A 26,632-nucleotide genomic window follows, 5' to 3' on the forward strand; every position below is an offset into this window, starting at 1 on the left:
AAGCTGGCTCATCAGTTCGGCGTGTTCCGCCGTGCTGGTAGGGGCGCATTATAGGGAGCCGCGCCGGGATGACAAGGGCTTTTTGCAAAAACGTGTTCGTTTGCTGCAAAAGCGAACTGCCCCCTCCCAAACAGCCACTCGGCACCTCTTTTACGCCGCTTTTTTGCTCAACTCTTCGCTTTGTGCCCGGATATAGTTGACCCAGCTGGTTGCCTTCTGCTGCCAGTTATCCTGTTGCAGCAGCTCACGGGCCAGTTCCAGCGCCTGGGCATACTGCTCCTTATTAAGGTGTGCCTGCACCAGCAATGCTTTGGCACGATTGCCTTGCTCGCCTTTTACCGACGTGATGGCGGCGAGCTGGGTCATGGCGGCATCTGTCTTACCCTGTTGCAGCAGCAGTTCGGCGGCGCGCATGGCGGCTTTGGGCTGACCGTGCTGGTTAGCGAGCTGCTGCCAGCTATCAACCGCTTGTGACCACTCCCGGGCACCTTCCCACAATTGGGCCAGCAGTTGGCGGTTTTCAGCACTTTGCTTCATCTGCCCCTTGGCCATGGCCGCTTCCAGCATACGAGCACCACGATAAGGCAGCCCTTGCCAGGCATAGAGGCGGATCAGCTGATTGCGGGCTGACGCGTCATCCATCAGTTTTCTGTCGATGGCAGTTTGAAGCAACGCCAGCGCCTGATCGCCGCGCTTGGCGGAGAGGTTGAGCGACACCGCCTGCTGCCACCATTTGCTCTCTGTCGGCTCGTGACGGATCAGCTCGGCCGCCTGATCGGCTGCCACACTATAACGTTGCTGGGCGGTGAGGGCAGAGAGACGAATAATGGCGGCCTGCTTCTGCCAACCCTTCTTCAACAACTGTTCGCTCTGGCTGGCGGCATCACCGTACTGCTTGTTGTGGTAATAGAGGCCGGCCAGACGCAGGCGCAGTGCATCGTCTTGCTTCAGTGCCAGCGCCGCCTTGTAGCTGGCGATGGCGCCAGACCAGTTGGATTGCTGGGCCTGAATATCGCCGCGCAGTCGCAGCAGCTGGAGCTGTTGCTGCTCGGGCCACTCTTTATAGGTGAGAGCCTGCTCCACATAACGGCTCGCCTGGGCGGTCTGTTGCAGGTTGGCTGCCAAGGACGCCTGCAGCTGGGCCAGCCAGGCACGCTCGGCATCGCTATTTGGCTTGAGGCCGGATGCCTTGCTCTGGGCCTGTTGCCATTGGCCAGACTGATAGAGCTTCATCACGGGTTCAAGCTGACGGGAGAAGTGAGGACTGACCTCCATCGCCAAACAGGCTTGGCTGACCAGGGCCAGCAGACAGATCCAGATCCGCAACATAGTTATGACTCCAGTTTGAATTTGAGCGTGATGACTTGCACCAGCTTGTCGGTGGCACCCGGTCTCGGCTGATAACGCCATTGCTTAATCGCCCCCATGGCCGCCCGCTCGAACTGACGTTTCGGCTTGGCCTCGACCACTTCCACATCCTGCACGCTACCTTCGGCATTCACGCTAAAGCGCAGGGTGACGAATCCTTCGATCCCTGACTGTTGGGCACGATAGGGGTAGACCGGCTCGATCCGTTGCAGCGGCATCAGCATGTCACCGGCGCCGATACCCGCCCCCTGCTGCTGGCCGTGGTAATTGCCACTCAATACCGGTGCGGCACTGGTCGCTACACCCGGGGCATAAACCTGCACCGCGCTGAGGCTGGAAACCAGATCCAGGCTCGGCTCAACGGCCGCCAAAGGGGCCGCTGCGGGCATCGGCAGCGGTGCCGAGGCCAATGCGGCAGGAGGCTCTGGCAGAGGCTCGGGCTCCTGCGGTACCGTACGCTCGCGCACCTGCACCTCGGTCACCTCGTTCTGCATATTGATGACGATGGGCTTCTGTTCGCTCGCCACCTTCTCGCCCCGGGGCGGTTCAACCAGCGTGGCCATAAACAGCAGGATGCCCAGACTGAGGGCAACCCCCAGCCCCAGGCTCATCAGCTTGTATTTCATTTCGGCGCCACCGCCACGGCGATATTGGCGATACCCGCCGCCTTGGCCTCATCCATCACCCGCACCACCTTGCCGTGGGGCACCCGCTCGTCGGCCTGGATCACCAGACTCGCATCGGGTTGCTCCGCCAGCAGACGGGCAATGGTGGCCTGCACCCGCTCCACATCGATCTGCTTGCGGTCGAGGAAGATCTGACCCTGAGCCCCGATCGCCAGCATGATGCTGGAGGATTTCTGCGCCTTGGCCTGACTGGCCTGGGGTCTATGTACCTCGAGCCCGGCTTCGCGCACGAAGGAGGTGGTGACAATAAAGAAGATCAGCATGATGAACACGATATCCAGCATGGGGGTCATGTCGATCTGCACTTCGTCACGCTGGCGTTTGGATTGCCGTCTCATTGCATTACCTTCTCTTCTCGCAGGCCGTCCCGGGTTTTGGCCAGCGCACGCTTGGCCTGACTCTCGAGCCGACTGAGTAACAACACGCCGGAGAGCGCCACCACCATGCCTGCCATGGTGGGGATGGTGGCGCGGGAGATTCCGCCCGCCATGCTCTCCGGGTTAAAGCGGTTGGCTGCAGCCAACGCATCGAATACACCGATCATGCCGGTCACTGTGCCCAGCAACCCCAGCATGGGGCAGAGCACCACCAGGGTGCGGATGAAGATCAGATGACGATTCAGTTCCAGCTCTACTTGCGCCAGCCAGCGGCTGCGGATCGCCCGGGCGTGCCAACTGTGGCGCTCGCTGCGGGCCTGCCAGCGGCCGAGCAGCTGTTGCTGCAAGGGGCCGAAACCCAGATTGAGGTAGAGCAGCCGCTCGATCATCAAAATCCACATCAGCACCAGCAGGGCCAGAATAACCCAGAGCACCGGGCCGCCACGGCCCATGAAACTCTGCAGCTGTTGCCAGATGTCGAGCATCATGCTGCTCGCTCCATCCCGTTGTTATTGCTCTCGGCGCGCTCGGCCAGAATGCCGGCTACCTGCTGCTCCAGTACATTGGAAAGCTCGGTAAAGCGTGACTGCAACAGACTGTGGGCCAGGATCAGCGGAATGGCCGCTACCAGACCCTGTACCGTGGTGACCAGCGCCATGGAGATGCCGCCCGCCATGATCTTGGGATCGCCGGTACCAAACTGGGTGATGGCCTGGAAGGTGCCGATCATCCCGGTTACGGTACCGAGCAGACCCAGCATGGGAGCGATGGCCGCGATCACCTTGACCATGCCGATGCCGCGCTCCATGCGAGGAGTCTCCTGCAGGATTGCCTCATCAAGACGCAGCTCGAGGGTCTCCATGCTCAGCTCGGGGTGTTTGTCTGCCACCGTCAGCACCCGGCCAAGGGCGTTGTCGGCATGGTACTCGCCGCTCTTGAGCTGGCGACGAACCCGACCCAGTTCTCGGGAGAGGCTCCACAGCCGTACCGCCGCAATTCCCAGACCGATGGCGGCCAGCAGCACGATAATGGCACCGACCTGCCCCCCCTGTTGTACTTGCTGCCAGAAGGTGGGCGCCTGTGCCTGCATCGCCAGCAGAGTGCCATGAGAAGGATCCAGCGGCAGCGTTTCCCCTTCCTGACCCTGATACGCCGCAACGGCAGAGAGCACGCGACCGGGCAGCCCCAGCACCGGACTCAAGCCTTCGGCGGTCGGTTGCAAGAAGCTTTCGCTCCCCAGCAGGGCAAAGCTGCCAACCCGGGTCAGCGACTGCTCGCTGGCAGCCCCCTGGGCATCGAGCACCTTGCCGTTGAATTGGGCAACCCGGCCAGATTCGCGGATCTCTTGCAGCAGAGTAGCGGGCAGCAGAGCGAGAGCTGCGCGATCCGGCACCTGTTTATCCTGTGCCATGGCTTTCAGCGGGGCGAGACGCTCCGGGTACTGGCCCTCGACGGCGGATTCGCTCAGCAGCTTGACTGCATCGCTGGCGCTCTGACGGGTAACCGCGAAGATCTCGTTCATGTCGCCGGAGGCTTGCTCCCACCGGGCGTTGAGTTCGACCAGTTGCTTCTCGTTGCTGGCGAACTGGCTGGCCAGCTCCTTGCTCAGGCGCTGGGCCTCGGCCAGTCTGGCGCGGGCAGTGCCGAGCTCCTTGGCAACAGTCGCCAGATCTTGCTGAGCCTGCTGCTCACGAGCCTGTTCCTGCGGCTGCCACTCATCGGCGACCGCGGCGTTGGCACCGCAGGAGAGGGCAATAAGGAGGGGGAACCACTTCATGGTGACTCTCATGATTGGGCCTCCTGACTGCGGCTGACAGAGAGGGGGATATTGAGCAACTGGGGAACGTTCTTGTCGGCGGCCACATCCATCGCCTCGGCGATGGGGGAGAGCCACTGGCTATCGAGGGCTTGCCACTGCTTCTCCTCGGCAGACCAGCGCCATGCCTGACTGCGATCGGCAGTCATCGCCAGCAGGGAGACCCGACCGAGCGCCAGCACATCGACCCGACGCGGGGCACCATCCAGCTCCAGCTCGGCGGAATAGCTGTCCATCCGGCTGCCGTACTCGGCTTCAATCTGATAGGCCTGCAGCAACTGACGGAATTTCTCCGCCTCGCTAACGTCTGCGCGGGCCAGGGTCGCTTTCAGCTGTTCAACCCGCGCCAAACGATCTTCCTTGCGCAGCGGGATGTCATTTTGCACCAGCTGTTCCAGATCTGCCTGCATCTGCAGCATCAGCGGAATCAAGCCCTGACGGGTCTCTTGCACCGCTTCAAGCTGCTGGCTCAATTTACCCAGCTCATTTTGCTGATCGGCCACCAGAGATTGCATGTAGCGGTTGTAGGCTTCGAGGTCGCGCAGTTGCAGCTGGGCATTTTGCAGCTCCAGTCGTGCGGCAACGGCGGCATCGGCGGCTTTTTCCACCCGCTGCTGAGAGGCTTTCCCGGCAGCTATGCTGTTCTTGAGGGCGGGAGCAACCAGCTCATCCCCGATGGCAGCAAAGTGGACTGACAGTGGCAGCAGGGCCACACCCCATAACTTGTTCATTGAAATACATCTTATTAATGATAACTATTATCATTATCTCAAATGCAACGCAGACTGGCAACGAGAGGATTTCCTTGGCCTTTATGCACAAAAAAAGGATAATTTTTAAGCAAGCACGGAATAAGTGGCGCCAATAGCCACCGCACAAATATAAATAACGAGAAAAAATCTTTTCGATCAGTGTGATAGCGATCGAAAAAGGAGAAAGTAATGCTCAACGATGCGATCTGGGAACATATAGACCAGTTCACCAAGGCAACAAAAACCAGCGATATCCAGCAACTGCTGGAGCGCTTCAGTCATCAAATGGGCTTTGATTACTTTCGGCTGCTGATTATTTTCCCCATTAGCATGCAAAAATCCCACGTAGCACTGTTCAACAACTGTCCGACCACCTGGTTTGACGCTTATAGCGAAAACCAGTATCTGACCCAGGATCCGGTGGTCTATCTGGGGCTGAAACAGACCCAGCCGATCTTCTGGAACAAGCTCGACTGCGACTCGCCCTGGCTGCCCAGCGCCAGCCGCGACGTGATGAACCTGGCGGCCGATTTCGGGGTGCGCAATGGCGTCTCCTTTCCGCTGCACACCCCGCAGGGGGAGCACGGCATCCTGTCATTCATTACCAAGGAGAAATCCAACTCCGACCTGATGTTTGAAAATGTCCCACTGCTGTCGTTCTGCGCCAGCTACATCTTCAACGCGGCGCTGCAACTGATCAAAAGCAGACCGGATCTGATGAAGTACCTGGCCGAGCTGTCGGATCGGGAGAAGGAGTGCCTGTTCTGGGCCAGCGAGGGCAAGACCTCCTGGGAAATCGCCACCATCCTCGGTATCAGTGAGCGGACGGTCAACTTTCACCTGACCCAGGTGACCAACAAGACCGATTCGAAAAACCGCAGTCAGGCCATCGCCAAGGGGATCACCAGCGGCATTATAGTGCCCTCTCTTGACGAGGTGACCATCACCAACCTGCGGCTGTCGTAACCCTCAGCCGAAACAAAAAGAGCCGCAATTGCGGCTCTTTTTCATTTCAGAAAGTGACTTATCAGAGAGTGACTTACTCAACAGTCACCGATTTTGCCAGGTTGCGCGGCTGGTCCACGTCGGTGCCCTTGATCAGGGCAACGTGATAGGAGAGCAGCTGCAGCGGCACGGTATAGACGATGGGGGCGATCACCTCTTCCACATGGTTGAGGTTCATGACCCGCATGGTCTCGTCGCTCTTGAAGCCGGTATCGGCATCGGCGAACACGTAAAGGATACCGCCACGGGCGCGTACCTCTTCCACGTTGGACTTGAGCTTCTCCAGCAGATCGTTGTTCGGCGCAACCACAATGATGGGCATTTCGGCATCGATCAGCGCCAGCGGGCCGTGCTTCAGTTCGCCTGCGGCATAGGCTTCGGCGTGGATATAGGAGATCTCTTTGAGCTTGAGCGCCCCTTCCATGGCGATGGGGTACTGGCTGCCACGGCCGAGGAACAGGCTGTGGTGCTTGTCGGCAAACTCTTCGGCCAGGGTTTCGATATCCTTGGCCAGTGCCAGGCTCTCTTTAATGCGCAGCGGCAGGGCTTGCAATGCCTTGACCAGTTCGGCTTCGGCGGCTGCGCTCAAGTGGCCACGGCAGTGACCAACCGAGGCCACCAGCATCAGCAGGCCAGCCAGCTGGGTGGTGAACGCCTTGGTGGAGGCCACCCCAATTTCTGCCCCCGCGCGGGTCATAAAGGCCAGATCTGATTCACGCACCAGCGAAGAGCCCGGCACGTTGCAGATAGCCAGCGAGCTCATGTAGCCGGACTCCTTGGCCAGACGCAGCGCCGCCAGGGTATCGGCGGTCTCGCCACTCTGCGACAGGGTCACCAGCAGGCTGTTGGGACGTACCACCGACTTGCGGTAGCGGAACTCGGAGGCGATCTCCACATCGCAGGAGACGCCAGCGATCTCTTCGAACCAGTAGCGGGCCACCATGCCGGAGTTGTAGGAGGTGCCGCAGGCGACAATCTGCACGTGCTCGACCTTGTCGAAGATGGCGCGCGCACCGTTGCCGAACGATTCGACCACCACGTGATCGCTGCCCAGACGCCCTTCCAGGGTATTGGTGATGGCTTTGGGCTGCTCGTAGATCTCTTTGAGCATGTAGTGGCGGTATTCGCCCTTGTCACCGGCATCGTGGGAGAGCTCGGATTCCAGCTCCTCGCGCACCACGGCGTTGTCGTTGGTATCGAAGATGCGCACATCGCGGCGGGTCACTTCGGCCACATCACCCTCTTCCAGGAAGATGAAGCGACGGGTCACCGGCAGCAGCGCCATCTGGTCGGAGGCGATAAAGTTCTCGCCGATACCGCGGCCGATCACCAGCGGTGAACCGGATCGGGCCACCACCACGCGGCTGTCGTCGCGGCTGTCCATCACCACAGTACCGTAGGCACCGCGCAGTTGCTTCACCGCCACCTGCATAGCCGCCAGCAGGCTGGGGGCGGATTTCAGCTCATGGTGCACCAGATGGGCGATCACCTCGGTATCTGTGTCGGAGCTGAACTCATAACCCATACCCTGCAGCCGGGTGCGCAGTTCCTCGTGGTTTTCGATGATGCCGTTGTGGACCACCACGATATGCTCGGAGACGTGGGGGTGGGCGTTGCGCTCGGACGGCTCGCCGTGGGTGGCCCAGCGGGTATGAGCGATACCGGTACCGCCATGGACGGACTGCTCGTCGAGCGCCTTGGCCAGCTCGGCCACTTTGCCCAGACGGCGAACCCGCTGCAGCGGCTGGTTGGCGCTGAACACGGCCACACCGGCTGAGTCATAACCGCGGTACTCCAGACGGCGCAGGCCCTCTACCAGAATTTCAGCCACATCACGTTGGGCTACGGCCCCGACGATGCCACACATAGGATTCTCCTTGAGACGTTAATGCTTAATACGTTTGGATAGTTGGATATTCGGTCTAGCCAGTCATATCAACTGGCAACAGGGGCACAGATTAACTGGATCCCCTTGGCTTGAATCTGTGCTCTGGCCTCGCTGGCCAGCCCCTCGTCGGTCACCAGGGTATGGATGCTCGACCAGGGCAGTTCGAGATTGGGGATCTTGCGGCCGATCTTCTCCGACTCGACCATCACAATGACCTCCCGCGACACCTCGGCCATCACCCGCGACAACCCCACCAGCTCGTTAAAGGTGGTGGTGCCACGCTCCGGGTCGATACCGTCGGCACCGATAAAGAGCTGGTCGAAGTCGTAGGAGCGCAGCACCTGTTCCGCCACCTGCCCCTGGAAGGACTCCGAGTGAGGGTCCCAAGTGCCACCGGTCATCAGCAGGGTAGGCTCATTTTCCAGCTCGCGCAGGGCACCGGCCACATTGAGGGAGTTGGTCATCACAATGAGGCCGCGCTTGTTGCCGAGCAGCGGGATCATGGCGCTGGTGGTGCTGCCACTGTCGATGATGACGCGATTGTGATCACGCAACCGCTCGGCCGCCGCACGGGCAATGGCTAACTTTCGGTTCGAAACTTGTTCAGGATTAGCCTCGACCACCATCTCGCTCGGCAAAGGGACAGCACCACCGTAACGGCGCAGCAGCAGGCCGCCGGTCTCCAGCACCGCCAGATCTTTACGGATAGTCACTTCGGAGGTAGAAAAGTGTTTGGCAAGGGCGTCGACACTCACTTCACCCAGCTCTTGTACCAGGGTCACTATGGTGTGGCGACGTTGTTGAGTATTACGTTTTGTCATTTTTAAATTTCGATTCGAAAGAACATCGAAATTTTAGCCCCTTTTTCGGAAAAATAAAACAGCAAATAGGATCCGTTTTGCTTCGATGCCAGAATGGGGAGCCAATTTGCGACGAGGATGCCATGCAAAAGAGAGTCATCTGGCTGGTGGAGGATGAGGCCAGCATCGCCGACACCCTGATTTACGCCCTGCAGACCGATGGGTTCGAGGTGGAGTGGTTCATGCTGGGCCAACAGTTGCTGACACGACTGGAACAGACGCGACCCGACTTCCTGATCCTCGATGTGGGGCTGCCCGATATCAGCGGCTTCGAACTCTGCAAGCAGGTGAGAGCGCTGACCGATATTCCCCTGATGTTCCTCACCGCCCGCAGCGAGGAGATAGACCGGCTGATCGGGCTGGAGATCGGTGCCGACGACTATGTGGCCAAACCCTTCTCGCCACGGGAGGTGTGTGCCCGGGTGCGGGTCATCCTGCGCCGCAGCCAACCCGTCGCCCCCCAACCCAGCGCCCTGCTGGTGCTGGATGAGGAGCGGGCCCGCATCCATTTTCGCGGCCAGCCGCTGGCCCTCACCCGCTACGAATATCTGCTGCTCAAGACCCTGATGCAGGCGCCGGGGCGGGTCTACTCCCGTCAGCAGCTGATGGATCTGGTGTGGCAGGATGCCGAGGAGAGTCTGGATCGCACCGTCGATACCCATATCAAGACCATCCGCGCCAAGCTGCGCGAGCATGATCCCGAGGCCAACCTGATCCTCACCCACCGCGGGCTGGGCTACAGCCTGGAGCTGGCATGAGACTCGGGCTGCAACTGCTGTGCGGCCTGCTGCTGATCTTCGCGCTGGCCGCCTGGTTCGTGCTGGAGATCTTCGTCGAGGAGATCAAACCCGGGGTGCGCAGCGCCACCGAGGATACCCTGGTGGACATGACCCAGCTGCTGGCGCCGCTCGCGCTCGATGATCTGCAAGAGGGCAATATGATGAACGGGCGGTTGGCCAGCGCCTTCGCCCGCCTCAACCAGAATCCCATCAATGCGATGATCGATGGCCATCTCAAGCAGCAGGCGGAGTATCGCATTTATGTGACTGACCAGAAGGGTATGGTGATTTACGACTCCGATGGCACGGATCTGGGCAAGGACTATTCGCGCTGGAACGATGTCTACCGCACCCTGCGCGGCCAGTATGGCGCCCGCAGCACCCGCACCGAGCCCGATGATGCCACCAGCTCGACCATGTATGTGGCGGCGCCGCTGCGGGAAGGGGCCGAAATCATCGGCTCCCTCACCGTCGCCAAACCCAACCGCACCCTGATGCCCGCCATCGAACGGGGGGAACAGGAGCTGCTGCGGGCCGGCGGCCAGATGCTGCTCATCTCGCTGCTGATCGGCAGCCTGCTGGTGTGGTGGCTCAACCGCGCCATCGGCAAGCTGGTGCACTACGCCGACTCGGTCAGCAAGGGGGAGGCGGCACCGCTGCCACGGCTGCACACCGTCGAACTGGATCGGCTCGGCCGCTCGCTGGAGACCATGCGCCACCAGCTCGATGGCAAAAGCTACATCGAGGATTACGTCCATAGCCTGACCCACGAGCTGAAGAGCCCGCTGGCCGCCATTCGCGGGGCAGGGGAGATTTTGGCCGAAACGCCGCCCCCCGAAGTCGCCAAACGGTTTATCGGCAACATCAATCTGGAAACCGCCCGCATGCAGCAGCTGATCGAGCGAATGCTGCAACTGGCGCGGCTGGAGTCGGGGCAGGGGCTGGATCGCCAGTCGGTGGAGCCGGCAAAACTGGGCAAGCGCACCCTCGACGCCCGCCAGATCATCGCCCAGCGCCGTCAGGTCGGGTTGGTGGCCGAGCTGGCCAGCGCGCCGAAACAGAAGTGGGATCCGCTGCTGGTGGAGCAGGCCATCGGCAACCTGCTGGATAACGCCATCGACTTCTCTCCCGCCAACGGGCAGGTCACCCTGAGCGGCAGCCAGCAGGAGGAGGGCTACTGTTTTCGGGTCACCGACAGCGGCCCCGGCATTCCCGACTACGCCCTGCCACGCATCTTCGAGCGCTTCTACTCCCTGCCGCGGCCGGACAAGGGCAAGAGCAGCGGTCTGGGGCTCAGCTTCGCTCATGAGGTGGCCCACCAGCATGGCGGCCGTCTGACCCTGAGCAACCGGCCGGAAGGGGGCGCGCTGGCGGAACTCTGGCTGCCATTCGCCTAGTCACCCCCCGCCACTTCACATTCACCACACAAAGCGGCGTTAAACTGCCGCCTTATCTTATTGATTAGCCTCATCCATTTGCTCAAGGAAATGCTATGTCCCGCCTGCTTCTCTCCAGCCTGCTGGCTGCCGGTCTGCTCGCAGCCCTGCCAGCCTCCGCCGCCAGCGGCTGCTTTCTCTATGCTGACGGCAACGGCCAGACCCTCTCCAGCGAAGGGGACTGCTCCAGCCAGCTACCGCCCGCGTCCACCTTCAAGATCCCGCTGGCGCTGATGGGTTACGACAGCGGTTTTCTGGTGGATGAAGAGCATCCGGCGCTGCCTTACAAGCCGAGCTATGACGGCTGGCTACCCGCCTGGCGCGAAACCACCACCCCGCGCCGCTGGGAAACCTACTCGGTCGTCTGGTTCTCCCAGCAGATCACCGAATGGCTGGGGATGGAGCGCTTCCAGCAATACGTCGACCGCTTCGACTACGGCAACCGGGATCTCTCCGGCAATCCGGGCAAACATGACGGCCTGACCCAAGCCTGGCTCAGTTCCAGCCTCGCCATCAGTCCGGAGGAGCAGGCCCGCTTCCTCGGCAAAATGGTGAGCGGCAAGCTGCCGGTTTCGGCGCAGACCCTGCAGTACACCGCCAATATCCTCAAGGTGAGCGAGATCGACGGCTGGCAGATCCACGGCAAGACCGGCATGGGCTACCCGAAGAAGCTGGATGGCAGCCTCAACCGCGATCAGCAGATTGGCTGGTTCGTCGGCTGGGCCAGCAAACCGGGCAAGCAGCTGATCTTCGTCCATACCGTGGTGCAAAAGCCCGGCAAGCAGTTCGCCTCCCTCAAGGCGAAAGAAGAGGTGCTAGCCGCATTGCCCGGGAAGTTGAAGACCCTGTAATTCCTCCAGAAACCGGCGCAATGCCGGTTTTTTTGATCCTTCTTCACCACCACTTCACACAAGCCCATCCCCCCTTCACGTCCGGCCGGCAGACTCGCTCTATACAACAAGGAGACGTGTCATGGTCAAACAGATATTCACCCACAAGATCTTTCTGCTGCTATTGCTCAGCCTGCTGTTGATGGTGCCGGTGCAATCCATCATGGAGCTCAACCGCGAGCGTCAGGCTTACCGCAGTCAGGCCATTCACAGCATCATGGCCAGCAGCAGCGGCCCGCAACGGCTGATGGGGCCTATCCTGGTACAGCCCTATACCCGCTCGGTCACGGTCGAGCAAGAGGGCAAGCGCTTCGTCCGTCAGGAGCAGGTCTACCGCTACCTGCTGCCGGAGCAGCTGGATATCAAGGCCAACATGGAGGTCACCCCGCGCAAGCTGGGCATCTATCAGGCGCAGGTCTACCAGACCCGGCTCACCCTATCCGGCCGCCTGCCCACCCGGCAGAGTTTGCTGAATGACGCGACCTCACCGCTCGGTGAAACGGCCGAGCTGGTGGCGGGCAAACCCTACCTGAGCCTGGTGCTCTCCGATGCCCGCGGTATCAACAGCGTCCCCGAACTGCAACTCGGCACACAGCGGATCCCGTTTGCCCCCGGCGCCCGCCTCGGTGATGCGCTCGCGGGTATCCATGCCCCGATCGACAGCCTGCCGCAGCAGGATGGCACCTTCCATCTGGAGCTCAATCTGCAGGGGATGAACGCCCTCGACATAGTCCCGCTGGGCAAGGAGAGCACCCTGCTGCTGGCGAGTAACTGGCCCCATCCAAACTTTATCGGCGACTTTCTGCCGGGCAGTCGTACCCTGAGCCCGCAAGGGTTTGAGGCCAACTGGCAAACCAGCTGGTTTGCCAGCGACATGGAGACCCGCTTCAACCGGATGATGAACGGGGGCGATAGCCATCTCTCCACCTTCAGCGTCAGTCTGGTGCAGCCGGTGGATCACTATCAGCTCAACGAGCGGGCGGCCAAATATGCCCTGCTGTTTATCGGCCTCACCTTTATCAGCTTCTTCATGTTCGAGCTGCTCAAGGGGCTGCGGGTCCACCCGATCCAGTACGCGCTGGTGGGCATGGGGCTGGCCATCTTCTATCTGGACTGCTGGCACTGACCGAGCACCTCGGTTTTGGCTGGGCCTATCTGGTGGCCGCGCTGGCCAGTGTGCTGCTCAACGGCTTCTACCTCAGCCATGTGCTGGGTGGCCCGAAGCAGGGGATCGGTTTCGCGGCACTGCTCGGGCTGGTCTATGCCATCCTCTACAGCCTGCTGCAGGCCGAAGAGATCGCCTTGCTGCTCGGCGCCCTGCTGTTGTTCGCCACCCTGGCGCTGATCATGATGCTGACCCGCAAGCTCGACTGGTATCAGGTGATGGACTACAGCCCCCCCACCACCACATGGGCGGCCCCCCAGCCATCGAGCAGTGACACCATCCATCAGTGATAAGTCCAAAAAAAACCGGCGCCATCAGGCGCCGGTTCTATTTTATTGATCGGGCATCACTTCTTCTTGACCGGGCGAGCCCAGTTTTTGATGTGACGCTGGGGCACCCGGGTGATCACCAGCTCGTTCTCTGCCACATCCTTGGTGATGGTGGAACCCGCCCCTAGAGTCGCACCCTTGCCAATGCGCACCGGCGCCACCAGCTGGGTATCGGAACCGACAAACACATCATCCTCGATGATGGTCTGGAACTTGTTCACGCCGTCGTAGTTGCAGGTGATGGTACCGGCACCGATATTCACCTTGGCCCCCACCTCGGCATCCCCCAGATAGGTGAGGTGACCACACTTGGAGCCAACCCCTAGCCGGGCCTTCTTCATCTCGACGAAGTTGCCGACGTGGGCATCCTGCTCCAGCACGGCACCCGGGCGCAGACGGGCAAACGGGCCGACCGAGCACTGATCCGCCACCTGAGCCCCTTCAACGATGGAGTAGGGCTTCACTTCGGTGTGATCGCCAATGACGCAATCCTTCAACACAGCACCGGCACCGATACGAACGTGGTTGCCGAGGGTTACCTTGCCTTCGATGATGACGTTGACGTCGATCACCACCTCTTCACCGATCTCGAGGGTTCCGCGCAGATCGAAGCGAGCCGGGTCGATCAGGGTGACACCGGCGATCATCAGCTTCTCGGCCTGCATCTGCTGGTAGCTGCGCTCAAGGGCAGCCAGCTGGACCCGGTTGTTGGCCCCTTCCACCTCGGCGGCACGCTCCGGATGGACCGCCGCGATCGGGCAGCCATCGCCGTGCGCCATGGCGATCACGTCGGTCAGGTAGAATTCGCCCTGGGCATTTTTGTTGTCCAGACGGGAGAGCCAGCTGCGCAGCTGGCCGCCGTTGGCCACCAGCACGCCGGTGTTCACTTCGCGAATGGTCAGCTGCTCGGCGTTGGCATCTTTCTGCTCGACGATACCGACCACCTGACCGTTTTCACGGACGATACGGCCATAGCCGGTGGGGTTGTCCAGCACCACGGTCAGCAGTGCCATGCCATCGCTTGCCTTGGCAGCCAGCAGTCGTTGCAGAGTCTCTGGCTGGATCAGCGGGGTATCGCCGTACAGCACCAGCACGTCGTCTTCATCCTGCCAGAACGGGATGGCCTGGGCGACGGCATGACCGGTCCCCAGCTGCTGCGCCTGCAGCACCCAGTTCACGTCGGCAGCGACGATCCGCTCTTTCAGCAGCTCGGCACCGTGGCCATAGACCAGATGCAGCTGCTCGGCGCCGACCTGACGGGCGGTATCGATCACATGGGAGACCATGGGTTTGTTGGCTACCGGGTGCAGTACCTTGGGCAGAACGGAACGCATGCGGGTACCTTTACCCGCCGCCAGGATCACGACGTTGAGAGACATGACTTCGACCTTGAACTTGTGTGGAAATACTCGGCGGAGTCTATCGAACGGGTAAAAAAAAAGCGACCCGAAGGTCGCTTTTTACATCACCGTTATCAGCGGTAATTCTTTTTGACGATATCGATGACTCGCAGTTGAGCCATCGCCTTGGCCAGCTCGGTGGCGGCCTGGGCGTAGTCGATATCACCATGGGAGCTGTGGATCCGCTCTTCGGCTGCGCGCTTGGCTTCCTGGGCTTTCGCCTCATCCAAGTCGTCAGCACGAATCGCGGTGTCCGCCAGCACGGTCACGGATTCAGGTTGTACTTCCAGCATACCGCCGGAGATGTACAGCACCTCTTCAGTTCCGTTCTGCTTCACCAAGCGGACCAGGCCCGGCTTGATGGCAGTCAGCAACGGAGCATGACCGTGGCGGAGACCCAACTCACCTTCGGAGCCTGATACCTGAGCGGATTGCACGCGACCGGAAAACAGTTTTCCTTCGGCGCTCACCACGTCCAGGTGAAAGGAGATCATCTCTGCCATGGGCCCTCCTGTCGAGGCTTACAGTTTCTTGGATTTCTCGACGACTTCGTCGATACCGCCAACCATGTAGAACGCCTGCTCGGGCAGATCGTCATACTCGCCTTTCAGGATGCCCTGGAAACCACGGATGGTCTCTTTCAGCGGCACGTATTTACCCGGAGAACCGGTAAACACTTCTGCTACGAAGAACGGCTGAGACAGGAAACGCTCGATCTTACGGGCACGGGCTACGGTCAGTTTGTCTTCTTCTGACAGTTCATCCATACCCAGGATGGCGATGATGTCCTTCAGCTCTTTGTAGCGCTGCAGTACGGTCTGAACGCCACGAGCGGTCTCGTAGTGCTCTTTGCCAACCACCAGCGGATCCAGCTGACGAGAGGTAGAGTCCAGCGGGTCAACGGCCGGGTAGATACCCAGTGCCGCGATTTGACGGGACAGTACGACGGTCGCATCCAGGTGGGCGAAGGTGGTCGCCGGAGACGGGTCAGTCAAGTCATCCGCAGGAACGTAAACGGCCTGTACGGAGGTGATGGAACCGGTCTTGGTGGAGGTGATACGTTCTTGCAGAACACCCATCTCCTCGGCCAGGGTCGGCTGGTAACCTACTGCGGAAGGCATACGGCCCAGCAGTGCGGATACTTCAGTACCGGCCAGGGTGTAACGGTAGATGTTGTCCACGAAGAACAGCACGTCACGACCTTCGTCACGGAACTTCTCGGCCATGGTCAGGCCGGTCAGCGCTACGCGCAGACGGTTTCCGGGCGGCTCGTTCATCTGACCGTAAACCAGAGATACTTTGTCCAGTACGTTGGACTCCATCATCTCGTGGTAGAAGTCGTTACCCTCACGGGTACGCTCACCTACACCGGCGAACACAGAGTAACCACTGTGCTCGATCGCGATGTTACGGATCAGCTCCATCATGTTTACGGTTTTGCCTACACCGGCACCACCGAACAGACCAACCTTACCACCCTTGGCGAACGGGCATACCAGGTCGATAACCTTGATGCCTGTTTCCAGCAGATCGTTGCTGTTGGACTGATCTTCGTAGCTGGGGGCAGCGCGGTGGATAGACCAGCACTCTTCTTCACCGATCGGACCTTTTTCGTCGATTGGCTCACCCAGTACGTTCATGATCCGACCCAGAGTCGCAGTACCGACCGGAACCTGGATGGATTTACCGCTATTCACTACTTCCAACCCACGACGCAGACCGTCGGAGGAGCCCATGGTGATGCAACGAACGACGCCGCCACCGATCTGTTGCTGAACTTCCAGCACCAGACCCTGGCCTTGACCTTCGCTAACGACCTTCAGTGCATCGTACACCTGGGGCACGGCATCCTGCGGGAACTCGATGTCCACCACAGCGCCGATGATTTGGACGATGAAACCGTTACTCATGTCAAATCCTCTAAACCTTTGATAACCCTTGCCTTACACCGCAGCAGCACCGGATACGATCTCTGTCAGCTCCTGGGTAATACTGGCCTGACGGGCCTTGTTGTATACCAGTTGCAGATCGTTAATCAGGTTACCGGCGTTGTCAGTCGCGGCTTGCATGGCAACCATTCGGGCTGCCTGTTCACTTGCCAAGTTTTCCACTACACCTTGGTACACCTGGGATTCGACATAGCGAACCAGCAGGGTATCCAGCAGCTTCTTGGGATCCGGCTCATAGAGGTAATCCCAGTGGTGTTTCTTGGCGAGCTTGCTGTCTTCAGTTACGGGCAAAGGCAGCAGTTGATCGACCCGTGGTTGCTGCACCATGGTGTTGACGAACTTGTTATACACCAGATACAGCTTGTCAATCTCACCGTTGTCGTAAGCCTTCAGCATGACCTTGACTGAACCAATCAGGTCATTGACGCTCGGACTATCGCCCAGTCCTGCGACATGAGCTTTAACCTTGGCGCCGTGCCGTTCAAAGAAGTTGGAGGCCTTGTTACCGATCAGTGCCAGGTCAACCTTGGCACCTTTCGCGCTCCATTGCTTCATATCATTGAGGGCAGCCTTGAACAGGTTGATGTTCAAACCGCCACACAGGCCACGGTCGGTGGAGACGACGATGTAACCCACTCGCTTGACCTCACGTTCGATGAGGTAGGGGTGCTTGTATTCCAAGTTCCCCTGAGCGATATGGCCGATCACCTTGCGCATGGTTTCAGCGTACGGACGGCTGGCAGACATGCGTTCCTGCGCACGGCGCATTTTGCTTGCTGCCACCATTTCCATAGCGCCGGTGATCTTCTGAGTGTTTTTCACACTCCCGATCTTGTTACGTATCTCTTTTGCGCCGGCCATCTCTTACTCTCCATCAGGTGGCAGCTCGCGCTGCCACACACGCTTACCAGGTCTGGGTTGCCTTGAAGTCATCCAGCAACGCAGTCAGCTTGCCAACGATCGCGTCGTTGTAATCGGCCTTGGCATTGATTTCAGCCATCAGCTCGGCATGCTGGGTATTGGCGTAAGAGAGCAGAGCGGCTTCGAAGTCGACGATCTTGTTCAGCTCGACATCGGCGAGATAGCCTTTCTCGGCGGCGAACAGCACCAGAGACTGGTGAGCCACGCTCAGCGGAGAATACTGCTTCTGCTTCATCAGCTCGGTCACTTTCACACCGTGATCCAGCTGCTTGCGAGTCGCCTCATCCAGATCGGAAGAGAACTGGGCGAATGCCGCCAGTTCGCGATACTGGGCCAGCGCGGTACGGATACCACCGGACAGCTTCTTGACGATCTTGGTCTGAGCAGCACCACCTACACGGGATACGGAGATACCCGGGTCAACCGCCGGACGAATACCGGAGTTGAACAGCTGTGAAGTCAGGAAGATCTGACCATCGGTAATGGAGATCACGTTGGTCGGAACGAACGCAGATACGTCACCGGCCTGGGTTTCGATGATCGGCAGCGCGGTCAGAGAACCGGTCTGGCCTTTCACGGCACCATTGGTGAACTTCTCTACGTACTCAACGTTAACGCGAGCAGCACGCTCCAGCAGACGAGAGTGCAGATAGAACACGTCACCCGGGTAGGCTTCACGTCCTGGCGGACGGCGCAGCAGCAGGGAGATCTGGCGATAAGCTACGGCCTGCTTGGACAGGTCATCATAGATGATCAGCGCGTCTTCACCGCGGTCACGGAAGTACTCACCCATGGAGCAACCGGCATACGGAGCCAGGTACTGCAGGGCAGCCGCTTCGGAGGCAGAGGCAACCACCACGATGGTGTTGGCCAGGGCACCGTGCTCTTCCAGCTTGCGCACCACGTTGGCGATGGTAGAGGCCTTCTGGCCAATCGCAACGTAGACACACTTAATGCCGGAATCTTTCTGGTTGATGATGGTGTCGATCGCGATGGCGGTCTTACCAACCTGACGGTCACCGATGATCAGCTCACGCTGGCCACGACCAATCGGGATCATGGCATCGATGGCTTTCAGACCGGTCTGGACCGGCTGGTCAACAGACTTACGCTCGATAACGCCCGGTGCGATCACTTCGATCGGCGAGAAGCCGTCGTTGTCGATCGGACCTTTACCGTCGATCGGCTGACCCAGGGTGTTCAACACCCGGCCCAACAGACCACGACCTACCGGCACTTCCAGAATACGGCCAGTCCCTTTTACTTTCATTCCTTCTGACAAACCGTCATAGGAACCCATGATCACCGCACCGACGGAGTCACGCTCCAGGTTCAATGCCAGAGCGTAACGGTTGCCCGGCAGCTCGATCATCTCACCCTGCATGGCATCAGCCAGGCCGTGAATACGAATGATACCGTCGCTCACAGAGACGATTGTACCTTCGTTACGCGCTTCGCTTTTTACATCAAACTGCGCAATGCGCTGCTTGATCAGCTCGGCGATTTCAGTGGAATTCAGTTGCATGCTCTAATACCCCAATCAAGATTGCAGCGCGTCAGCCATGCGATCCAGCTTACCGCGGACTGTGCCGTCGATTACCAGATCACCGGCCTTGATGAGCACCCCGGCCATCAAGGACGCATCGATGCTGCAATTCAGCTTCACTTTGCGCGCGAGACGTTGTTCCAGAGAAGCCTGAATATTGGCTTTCTGCTGGTCGGTCAGTTCGATCGCCGAAATCACGTCAGCCTGAACTTCTTTATCCAGTTCAGCTTTGAACGCGACAAATTCAGCAACGACCGCCGGCAGCACACCCAAGCGACCATTCTCGGCCATCACCCGGATCAGGTTCTGGCCATGCACGTCGAGTTGCTCACCGCAGATACCGACAAACAGCGTTGCCAGCTCTTCGGCAGCCACTGAGCCGTTTACCAGGTTATGGATGGTCTCGTTTTCCACTACTTGCGCAGCGAAACCGAGCATCCCCAGCCACTGGTCAACCGCCTTGTGCTCAACGGCAAACTCGAAAGCAGCCTTGGCGTAGGGGCGAGCGATTGTAGTCAGTTCAGACATAGCCCGGTTCCCGTTACAGTTCTGCTACCAGTTTGTCGACGATGTCGCTGTTGGCAGCCTGGTCGATTTGACGCGCCAGGATCTTCTCTGCACCAGCAATGGCAAGAGCAGCAACCTGCTTACGCAGTTCTTCTTTGGCACGATGACGTTCAGCTTCGATCTCGGCACGGCCCTGAGCCAGGATTTTTTCCCGCTCAGATTGGGCTCCAGCGGCAGCTTCATCAATGATCTGGGCTTTACGTTTGTTAGCCTGTTCAATGATTTCAGCAGCCTGCATCTTGGCTTCTTTCAGCTGATCGGTGGCGTTGGCCTTGGCCAAATCCAGATCTTTCTTGGCACGTTCGGCAGAAGAGAGACCGTCAGCAATAGCTTTCTGACGGGCTTCGATGGCAGCAATCAGCGGCGGCCATACGTACTTCATGCAAAACACTACGAAGAAGAAAAAAGCAATTGCTTGGCCGAGGAGGGTGGCATTGATATTCACAGCCGATGTCCTCTTAAGTTAGTTAATGGGTTATGCCTGGAGAGTCGTAACGACTTAGCCAGCAACCGCAAACATCACGTACAGACCCAGACCAACGGCGATCATCGGGATCGCATCCACCAGACCCATTACGATGAAGAACTGGGTACGCAGAACAGGGATCAGATCCGGTTGACGAGCAGCACCTTCCAGGAACTTGCCACCCAGGATACCGATACCGATGGAAGCGCCGATAGCAGCCAGACCCATCATCATTGCAGCAGCGATGTACAGCAGGTCCATGTTCAAGTTTTCCATGAGGATCTCCAGTTATTTAGATGTAATTGATTGTATAAAAAGGATTATTTGAGTTGCATCAATTATGGTCTTCCTGCGCCATCGACAGATAGACGATAGTCAGAACCATGAAAATGAATGCCTGCAAAGTGATGATCAGGATGTGGAAAATTGCCCAAGGCACGGACAGGATCCACTGTGACCACCAGGGTAACAAACCCGCAATCAGGATAAAGATCAGTTCGCCAGCATACATGTTGCCGAACAGTCGAAGACCCAGAGAAACAGGTTTGGAAATCAGCGTAACAGTTTCCAGGATGAGGTTAACCGGGATGGCCGCCGGGTGGTTGAAAGGCTGAAGCGTCAGCTCCTTCACAAACCCGCCGATACCCTTGACCTTGATGCTGTAGTACAGGATCAAGAAGAACACGCCCAAAGCCATGGACATGGTGATGTTAACGTCAGCAGAGGGAACCACACGCAGATAGGGAATACCCATCAATTGTGCAGCGTGAGGGATAAAGTCAACGGGGATCAGATCCATGAAGTTCATCAGGAAGATCCACACAAACACAGTCAGCCCCAAAGGTGCGATGACCTTGTTGCGACCGTGAAAGATGTCTTTGACGTTACCATTCACAAACTCGACCAGCATCTCCACAAAGCACTGCAGCTTACCCGGCACACCGCTGGTAGCGTTAACGGCTACTTTGCGGAACAACAGGATAAACAGGGCGCCTAGCACGACGGAAAATATCATTGAGTCGATATTGACCGTCCAGAACCCGGACCCGACTTGAAGGTGGGTCAGGTGGTGGGAGATATATCCCTGAGGAGTCAGGACTTCTCCGGTTGCAGACATGAGTTTTCCTAATAGTGGTTGTTAAGCGTGAATGAAACCATCCACTGTACAACGAGGGCGAGGATATAAGTGGCGAAAAACGAGACGGTAACGACCTCGACTCCCGCACCAAACATCAGGGCGAATAGACCTGTTGTAGAAATGAGCTTAATCCCTGCCCCACCATAAAAGTCCCGCAAAACCAGGCCCACACTCTCGGTTGTCACCTTGCGGCGCAGCACCCAGACAGTAAACAAGGCTTGAGGAACCCAGTACATCCCCCCTCCGTAGAGGGCGGAATAACCGGCGCTGGCACCAGTCAGGTAAAACCAGACGGCACTCATCGCCAGGATCAGGATGAGCTGACAAACGAGCATAACCCAGGCCAGTGTCAAACCTTCCAAGGCTAATTTCTGCTTCACCAACCTACCCCTGAACATTACAGAACTGTAAAAAATCGGGATCCGAAGACCCCATGTTAACAGCTCTTAAAGCCGGTCAAATTATACCCTTGAGGGCCACTATTGCAATATGACAAAAATCCTTAATTTTTGCGGCTTTCCGCGGCAAATCAAGGTTATGGCCATATCAAAAGGAATGGATGTTTTATTACTACAAAAAGCGTAAAGATCACGATTCCGACACGCCAAAATAGCCCAATATACGGTCCAAATCGGACAAATTCTCGTAACTTATTACTAACTTCCCGCTATCCCGCTTGCCAGGCTGAAGTTGCACCTGATTGCCAATTTTTTCTGCCAGTTGGCGCTCCAGGTAACCGATCTGCGGATCACGGGCCGGTTCGCCCCTGGCTTTTGCCGGTTCGAGCGCTCTTTGCACCAGCTTCTCGGTATCGCGCACAGTCAGTCCCTTCTGAGCAACCAGCTTGGCCAGTTCGGACTGTGCCTGGCCGCTCAGCGCCAGCAAGGCACGGGCATGACCCATGTCGAGGTCGCCATGCTCGACGAAACGCTTCACGTCGTCGTTGAGCTGGTTGAGGCGCAGCAGGTTGGTCACCGTGGTGCGGGACTTGCCCACCGCCTCAGCCACCTGCTGGTGGGTGAGTTCGAATTCGGTCAGCAGTCTTTGTAAAGCGACCGCCTCTTCGATGGCATTGAGGTCTTCCCGCTGAATATTTTCAATCAGCGCGATGGCGACGGCGGCCTCGTCGGGCACATCCTTGACGATGCATGGCACCACCTCGAGCCGCGCCAGCTGGGACGCGCGCCAACGTCGTTCACCGGCGATGATTTCGAAGGATTGTTCGCCGAGAGGGCGTACCACGATGGGCTGGATCACCCCCTGGGCACGGATGGAGTTGGCAAGCTCTTCCAGTGCATCCTGGGACATGTCCTTGCGGGGCTGGTACTTGCCGGACTGCAACCACTCCACCGGCAGCTTGCGCAGCTCGCCCTGGTTGGTGGGGGCCATGGCCTCTTCAGTACGTTGATCGCTCATCACCTGTTTCTGACGGGCAGCCGTGCTGGTACTGAGCAGGGCATCCAGCCCCTTGCCCAGTCCACGTTTTTTCGGAGTCATATGCTCTCTCGGTCTGCGATGGTAGCCTGACGCTCCTGCTCCTGGCGGCGCAGCATTTCGCCAGCCAGTGCCAGGTAGGCCTTGGCGCCCACCGATGATTTGTCATAGTGCATAGCCGGGGCACCGAAACTCGGGGCCTCAGCCAGTCTAACGTTGCGGGGTATGATGGTGCGGTAGACTTTGTCGCCGAAGTGCTGTTTTAGCTGATCGGACACATCATTGGCCAGCCGGTTGCGGTGATCGAACATGGTGCGCAGCACCCCTTCGATCTTGAGCTCCGGATTGACCACGGCGGCCAGCTTGCTGATGGTGTCGACCAGGGCGGTGAGCCCCTCCAGCGCGTAATATTCGCACTGCATCGGCACCAGCACGGAGTCGGCGGCGGCCATGGCGTTCACGGTCAGCATGTTGAGAGAGGGCGGGCAGTCGATGAAGACATAGTCGTATTTGTCCCGCACCGAGGCCAGCGCATTGCGCAGGCGGATTTCGCGGGCGAAAAATTCCATCAGACGGATTTCGGCCGCGGTCACGTCGGCGTTGGCGGCGATCAGGTGATAACCCCCGGTGGTTTCGGGGATGATCACTTCGCTGATGGGGGCATCCTCGATCAGCAGCTCATAGGCGGTGCGCTCGACGTCATACTTGTCGACACCGCTGCCCATGGTGGCATTGCCCTGCGGATCCAGATCGATCACCAGCACCTTGCGCCGGGTGGCAGCCAGGGAGGCGGCCAGATTCACACAGGTGGTGGTTTTACCCACTCCACCCTTCTGGTTGGCTATGGCGATGACTTTTCCCACACGATCCCCTAAATGAAACTGCGACCCTATTCGGGCTGGATATGTTTGAATTCCAGCAGATGACGTTCGCCTTCCAGCTCCGGCACCCGCAACTCATGACAGGCTACCAGACGGATATTGGCAGGCAACTGGGCCAGCTCCTGCTCGGGATATTGCCCCTTGAGTGCGAGGAAGCAGCCCTGATCTGACGGCAGGTGGTGACACCAGCTCAGCATGTCCTCCAGCGAGGCAAATGCCCGACTCAGTACACCATCAAACCCCACCTCGGGTTGATACTCTTCAACCCGGGATTTGACCGGCGTCACATTGGTCAGACCCAGCTCCTGGATCACCTGACGGATGAAGTTGATCCGCTTGCCCAGACTGTCGAGCAGGACGAACTGCTTGTCCGGATTGACGATCGCCAGCGGCAATCCCGGCAGGCCGGGACCGGTCCCCACGTCGATGAAGCGCTCACCGTGCAAGTGGGGGCTTACCACCAGACTATCGAGGATATGCTTGACCAGCATGGCGTCCGGATCTCGCACCGAGGTGAGATTGTAAGCCTTGTTCCACTTGTGCAGCAACTCGACCAACTGCACCAGTTGGCTCTTTTGGGTTTCGGTGATAACAATTTCGGCCTGCTTGAGCAGGCCGTTCAATCTTTCCAACATGGGATTCCTCAGGCGGTTTTACGCAGCAGGCCGTGTTTTTTCAGGTGAACCAGCAGGATGGAGATGGCCGCCGGGGTAATGCCGGAGATACGGGAAGCCTGACCAATGGTCTGCGGCTTGGCATCGTTCAGCTTGGCTTTCACCTCGTTGGAGAGGCCGTTCACCTCGCGATAGTCCAGATCCAGCGGCAACAGGGTGTTCTCGTTGCGCAGCTGCTTTTCCACTTCATCGTGCTGACGCTCGATGTAACCGGCGTACTTGATCTGGATCTCAACCTGTTCGGCCGCGGCAGGATCGGTCACGGAGGGGCCGACACCTTCGATGGCCATCAGCGCATCATAGGTCACCTCGGGGCGACGCAGCAGCTCTTCCAGACTCTGTTCGCGGGTCAGCGGGGTGTTGACCAGGGCGTTGACCGCTTCCAGTGACGGATGTTGCGGGTGGATCCAGGTTGAACGCATGCGCTGACGCTCCAGCTCGACCTGTTCCATCTTGGCGTTGAATTTGCCCCAGCGCTCGTCATCCACCAGACCCAGCTCGCGACCAATGGCGGTCAGACGGATATCGGCGTTGTCTTCCCGCAGCAGCAGGCGGTATTCGGCGCGGCTGGTGAACATGCGGTAAGGCTCGCGGGTCCCCAGGGTAGAGAGATCGTCCATCATCACGCCCATGTAGGCCTGATCCCGACGCGGGTTCCAGGGATCCTTGTCCTGGGCACGCAGGGCGGCGTTCAGACCGGCCATCAGGCCTTGTGCCGCCGCTTCTTCGTAACCGGTCGTGCCGTTGATCTGGCCAGCGAAGAACAGGTTTGGAATGCACTTGCTCTCCATGTTGGCCTTGAGATCCCGCGGATCGAAGAAATCATATTCGATGGCATAGCCGGGGCGGGTGATGTGGGCGTTCTCGAAGCCACGCACGGAACGGACGATCTGCACCTGCACGTCAAACGGCAGGCTGGTGGAGATCCCGTTCGGATAGAGTTCGTGGGTGGTCAGGCCTTCCGGCTCGACGAATATCTGGTGTGCCGTCTTGTCGGCGAAACGGGTGATCTTGTCTTCGATCGACGGGCAGTAGCGCGGGCCGATCCCCTCGATCACCCCGGCGTACATGGGGCTGCGATCCAGGTTATTGCGGATCACCTCGTGGGTACGCTCGTTGGTGTGGGTGACGTAGCAGGGCACCTGACGGGGATGCTGGCTGGCATCGCCGATAAACGAGAAGACCGGACGCGGATCGTCGCCGTGCTGGGTCTGCATCACAGAGAAATCGACGCTGCGGGCATCGATGCGCGGCGGCGTACCGGTCTTGAGACGATCGATGCGCAGCGGCAGTTCACGCAGGCGCTGGGCCAGGGCGATCGAGGGAGGATCCCCGGCGCGGCCGCCCTTGTAGTTTTCCATCCCGATGTGGATCAACCCGTTCAGGAAGGTACCGACTGTCAGCACCACCGTCTTGCCGCTGATGCGGATCCCGCTCTGGGTGACCACACCGGCAACACGATCCCCGTCCATGATCAGATCGTCACAGGCCTGCTGGAAGATCTTCAGGTTCGGGTAGTTCTCCAGCATCTGGCGAACGACGGCCTTGTAGAGCAGGCGATCCGCCTGGGCACGAGTGGCTCGCACAGCCGGGCCCTTGGAGGAGTTAAGGGTGCGAAACTGGATCCCGCCAAGATCGATGGCACGTGCCATGATCCCGCCGAGTGCGTCAACTTCCCTGACCAGGTGTCCCTTGCCGATCCCGCCGATCGCCGGATTACAGGACATGTGTCCCAGCGTATCGATATTGTGGGTCAGCAACAGGGTGTTCATGCCCATACGGGCTGCCGCTGTTGCTGCTTCGGTTCCGGCATGACCGCCACCGACGACGATCACATCAAATTGTTCATGGTATTGCATTGGGATCACCTTGATCTGCACGCCTGAAGATCTTTATTTGCCTGGGCTAAAGGGCGGAACATTCTATCTGTTTCGCGTCCTGAGGGGAACGTCTACTTAACGTTCAGTATGAAGGGAGGATCCACTAATTAGATCTTAAGGATCTTTAGATCGATCTTTTACTGGATCTCTTATTAGGATCCGCCCTTTCTGTTGATAAGCACTTTTTGATCATAAAGATCATTAATTTAAGGACGATCCTAGCTTGTGGAAAAGCTTGGATCCTGGCCCGGTGAACGAGGGGATAACCAGGGCTTTTATACACAGAGGTCTGTCGGTCTGGATCTAATACATGGATAACTATAGGTTTTGCAGAGCTTTACACCGTAGTTATGCACATTATCCCTGGGCGTTGTGGGTAACCTTGTAGAACAACTCCCCCGGATCAATCTGTTAATAACATGGTG

The 26,632-nt window shown here is 58.7% G+C and carries 26 protein-coding genes and 1 pseudogene; 5 read left to right on the plus strand and 22 right to left on the minus strand.

All coding sequences use genetic code 11. The features are described from left to right. Window positions 1-150 precede the first annotated feature (150 nt). The 6 genes from NMD14_19535 to NMD14_19560 are packed head-to-tail and all read right to left on the minus strand — an operon-like array spanning window position 151 to window position 4,978. Complete coding sequence (locus tag NMD14_19535; protein XEI32834.1) at window positions 151-1,329, minus strand: hypothetical protein; 1,179 nt, start codon at window positions 1,327-1,329, stop codon at window positions 151-153. Between the two features lie 2 nt (window positions 1,330-1,331). Continuing rightward, a complete protein-coding gene (locus NMD14_19540; GenBank protein XEI32835.1) occupies window positions 1,332-1,994 on the minus strand; it encodes an energy transducer TonB in 663 nt (220 codons plus the stop codon). Beyond that, the gene (locus NMD14_19545; protein ID XEI32836.1) at window positions 1,991-2,392 is read right to left on the minus strand and encodes a biopolymer transporter ExbD; all 402 of its coding nucleotides are present in this window, start codon (window positions 2,390-2,392) and stop codon (window positions 1,991-1,993) included. Before NMD14_19545 ends, NMD14_19540 begins: the two co-directional genes overlap by 4 nt. Further along, window positions 2,389-2,919, minus strand: coding sequence for a MotA/TolQ/ExbB proton channel family protein (locus NMD14_19550; protein ID XEI32837.1), 531 nt, complete (start codon window positions 2,917-2,919; stop codon window positions 2,389-2,391). Before NMD14_19550 ends, NMD14_19545 begins: the two co-directional genes overlap by 4 nt. Beyond that, a complete protein-coding gene (locus NMD14_19555; protein ID XEI32838.1) occupies window positions 2,916-4,220 on the minus strand; it encodes a MotA/TolQ/ExbB proton channel family protein in 1,305 nt (434 codons plus the stop codon). The genes NMD14_19550 and NMD14_19555 overlap by 4 nt, the downstream gene beginning before the upstream one ends. Then, window positions 4,217-4,978: a DUF3450 domain-containing protein gene (locus NMD14_19560; GenBank protein XEI32839.1), complete on the minus strand. Its 762-nt coding sequence runs from the start codon at window positions 4,976-4,978 to the stop codon at window positions 4,217-4,219. Before NMD14_19560 ends, NMD14_19555 begins: the two co-directional genes overlap by 4 nt. A 210-nt stretch (window positions 4,979-5,188) precedes the next feature. Between NMD14_19560 and NMD14_19565 the strand changes: the two genes are divergently transcribed. Beyond that, complete coding sequence (locus tag NMD14_19565) at window positions 5,189-5,965, plus strand: LuxR family transcriptional regulator (GenBank protein ID XEI32840.1); 777 nt, start codon at window positions 5,189-5,191, stop codon at window positions 5,963-5,965. Window positions 5,966-6,038: 73 nt separating this feature from the next. Here NMD14_19565 and glmS read toward each other — a convergent pair whose 3' ends face one another. Together glmS and NMD14_19575 are read right to left on the minus strand one after the other, a co-directional pair. Continuing rightward, window positions 6,039-7,871: a glutamine--fructose-6-phosphate transaminase (isomerizing) gene (gene glmS / locus NMD14_19570; GenBank protein XEI32841.1), complete on the minus strand. Its 1,833-nt coding sequence runs from the start codon at window positions 7,869-7,871 to the stop codon at window positions 6,039-6,041. Between the two features lie 68 nt (window positions 7,872-7,939). Further along, entirely contained in the window at window positions 7,940-8,713 is a 774-nt protein-coding gene (locus NMD14_19575) for a DeoR family transcriptional regulator (GenBank protein XEI32842.1), read from the minus strand. Window positions 8,714-8,835: 122 nt separating this feature from the next. On the opposite strand from NMD14_19575, the gene blrA reads away from it, so the two are divergent. The 4 genes and pseudogenes from blrA (at window position 8,836) to creD (ending at window position 13,312) form a co-directional block, all read left to right on the plus strand. Next, window positions 8,836-9,510 (plus strand): beta-lactam response regulator transcription factor BlrA, encoded by a 675-nt coding sequence (blrA, locus tag NMD14_19580; protein ID XEI32843.1) that lies wholly within the window; start codon window positions 8,836-8,838, stop codon window positions 9,508-9,510. After that, the gene (gene blrB / locus NMD14_19585; GenBank protein ID XEI32844.1) at window positions 9,507-10,928 is read left to right on the plus strand and encodes a beta-lactam sensor histidine kinase BlrB; all 1,422 of its coding nucleotides are present in this window, start codon (window positions 9,507-9,509) and stop codon (window positions 10,926-10,928) included. The genes blrA and blrB overlap by 4 nt, the downstream gene beginning before the upstream one ends. Window positions 10,929-11,023: 95 nt before the next feature. After that, complete coding sequence (blaOXA, locus tag NMD14_19590; GenBank protein XEI32845.1) at window positions 11,024-11,818, plus strand: OXA-12 family class D beta-lactamase; 795 nt, start codon at window positions 11,024-11,026, stop codon at window positions 11,816-11,818. Between the two features lie 121 nt (window positions 11,819-11,939). Further along, window positions 11,940-13,312, plus strand: a pseudogene (gene creD, locus NMD14_19595) (cell envelope integrity protein CreD). Between the two features lie 56 nt (window positions 13,313-13,368). Here the strand turns inward: creD and glmU are convergent. The 14 genes from glmU to mnmG form a co-directional block, all read right to left on the minus strand. Further along, entirely contained in the window at window positions 13,369-14,730 is a 1,362-nt protein-coding gene (glmU, locus tag NMD14_19600; protein XEI32846.1) for a bifunctional UDP-N-acetylglucosamine diphosphorylase/glucosamine-1-phosphate N-acetyltransferase GlmU, read from the minus strand. Window positions 14,731-14,825: 95 nt separating this feature from the next. After that, window positions 14,826-15,254 (minus strand): F0F1 ATP synthase subunit epsilon, encoded by a 429-nt coding sequence (locus NMD14_19605; GenBank protein ID XEI32847.1) that lies wholly within the window; start codon window positions 15,252-15,254, stop codon window positions 14,826-14,828. An 18-nt stretch (window positions 15,255-15,272) separates the two neighbouring features. Further along, window positions 15,273-16,661, minus strand: a complete 1,389-nt coding sequence (gene atpD, locus NMD14_19610; protein XEI32848.1) for a F0F1 ATP synthase subunit beta — start codon at window positions 16,659-16,661, stop codon at window positions 15,273-15,275. Between the two features lie 33 nt (window positions 16,662-16,694). After that, a complete protein-coding gene (gene atpG / locus NMD14_19615) occupies window positions 16,695-17,561 on the minus strand; it encodes a F0F1 ATP synthase subunit gamma (protein ID XEI32849.1) in 867 nt (288 codons plus the stop codon). Window positions 17,562-17,604: 43 nt separating this feature from the next. Further along, the gene (gene atpA, locus NMD14_19620; protein ID XEI32850.1) at window positions 17,605-19,146 is read right to left on the minus strand and encodes a F0F1 ATP synthase subunit alpha; all 1,542 of its coding nucleotides are present in this window, start codon (window positions 19,144-19,146) and stop codon (window positions 17,605-17,607) included. A 15-nt stretch (window positions 19,147-19,161) separates the two neighbouring features. Next, the gene (gene atpH / locus NMD14_19625; GenBank protein ID XEI32851.1) at window positions 19,162-19,695 is read right to left on the minus strand and encodes a F0F1 ATP synthase subunit delta; all 534 of its coding nucleotides are present in this window, start codon (window positions 19,693-19,695) and stop codon (window positions 19,162-19,164) included. Window positions 19,696-19,708: 13 nt separating this feature from the next. Further along, the gene (gene atpF, locus NMD14_19630; protein XEI32852.1) at window positions 19,709-20,179 is read right to left on the minus strand and encodes a F0F1 ATP synthase subunit B; all 471 of its coding nucleotides are present in this window, start codon (window positions 20,177-20,179) and stop codon (window positions 19,709-19,711) included. Window positions 20,180-20,233: 54 nt separating this feature from the next. Then, complete coding sequence (gene atpE, locus NMD14_19635) at window positions 20,234-20,476, minus strand: F0F1 ATP synthase subunit C (protein XEI32853.1); 243 nt, start codon at window positions 20,474-20,476, stop codon at window positions 20,234-20,236. 58 nt (window positions 20,477-20,534) lie between these two features. Next, a complete protein-coding gene (gene atpB / locus NMD14_19640; protein XEI32854.1) occupies window positions 20,535-21,317 on the minus strand; it encodes a F0F1 ATP synthase subunit A in 783 nt (260 codons plus the stop codon). An 8-nt stretch (window positions 21,318-21,325) separates the two neighbouring features. After that, window positions 21,326-21,736, minus strand: a complete 411-nt coding sequence (locus tag NMD14_19645) for an ATP synthase subunit I (GenBank protein ID XEI32855.1) — start codon at window positions 21,734-21,736, stop codon at window positions 21,326-21,328. A 190-nt stretch (window positions 21,737-21,926) separates the two neighbouring features. After that, on the minus strand, window positions 21,927-22,835 hold the full coding sequence (locus NMD14_19650) for a ParB/RepB/Spo0J family partition protein (GenBank protein XEI32856.1): 909 nt from the start codon (window positions 22,833-22,835) through the stop codon (window positions 21,927-21,929). Continuing rightward, on the minus strand, window positions 22,832-23,635 hold the full coding sequence (locus NMD14_19655) for an AAA family ATPase (protein ID XEI32857.1): 804 nt from the start codon (window positions 23,633-23,635) through the stop codon (window positions 22,832-22,834). The genes NMD14_19650 and NMD14_19655 overlap by 4 nt, the downstream gene beginning before the upstream one ends. Before the next feature lie 26 nt (window positions 23,636-23,661). Continuing rightward, complete coding sequence (gene rsmG / locus NMD14_19660) at window positions 23,662-24,288, minus strand: 16S rRNA (guanine(527)-N(7))-methyltransferase RsmG (GenBank protein ID XEI32858.1); 627 nt, start codon at window positions 24,286-24,288, stop codon at window positions 23,662-23,664. 8 nt (window positions 24,289-24,296) lie between these two features. After that, a complete protein-coding gene (gene mnmG / locus NMD14_19665; GenBank protein XEI32859.1) occupies window positions 24,297-26,186 on the minus strand; it encodes a tRNA uridine-5-carboxymethylaminomethyl(34) synthesis enzyme MnmG in 1,890 nt (629 codons plus the stop codon). Window positions 26,187-26,632 lie beyond the last annotated feature (446 nt).

Origin of the sequence: Aeromonas veronii, assembly GCA_041319085.1 — a bacterium.
GTDB lineage: Bacteria > Pseudomonadota > Gammaproteobacteria > Enterobacterales > Aeromonadaceae > Aeromonas > Aeromonas veronii_F.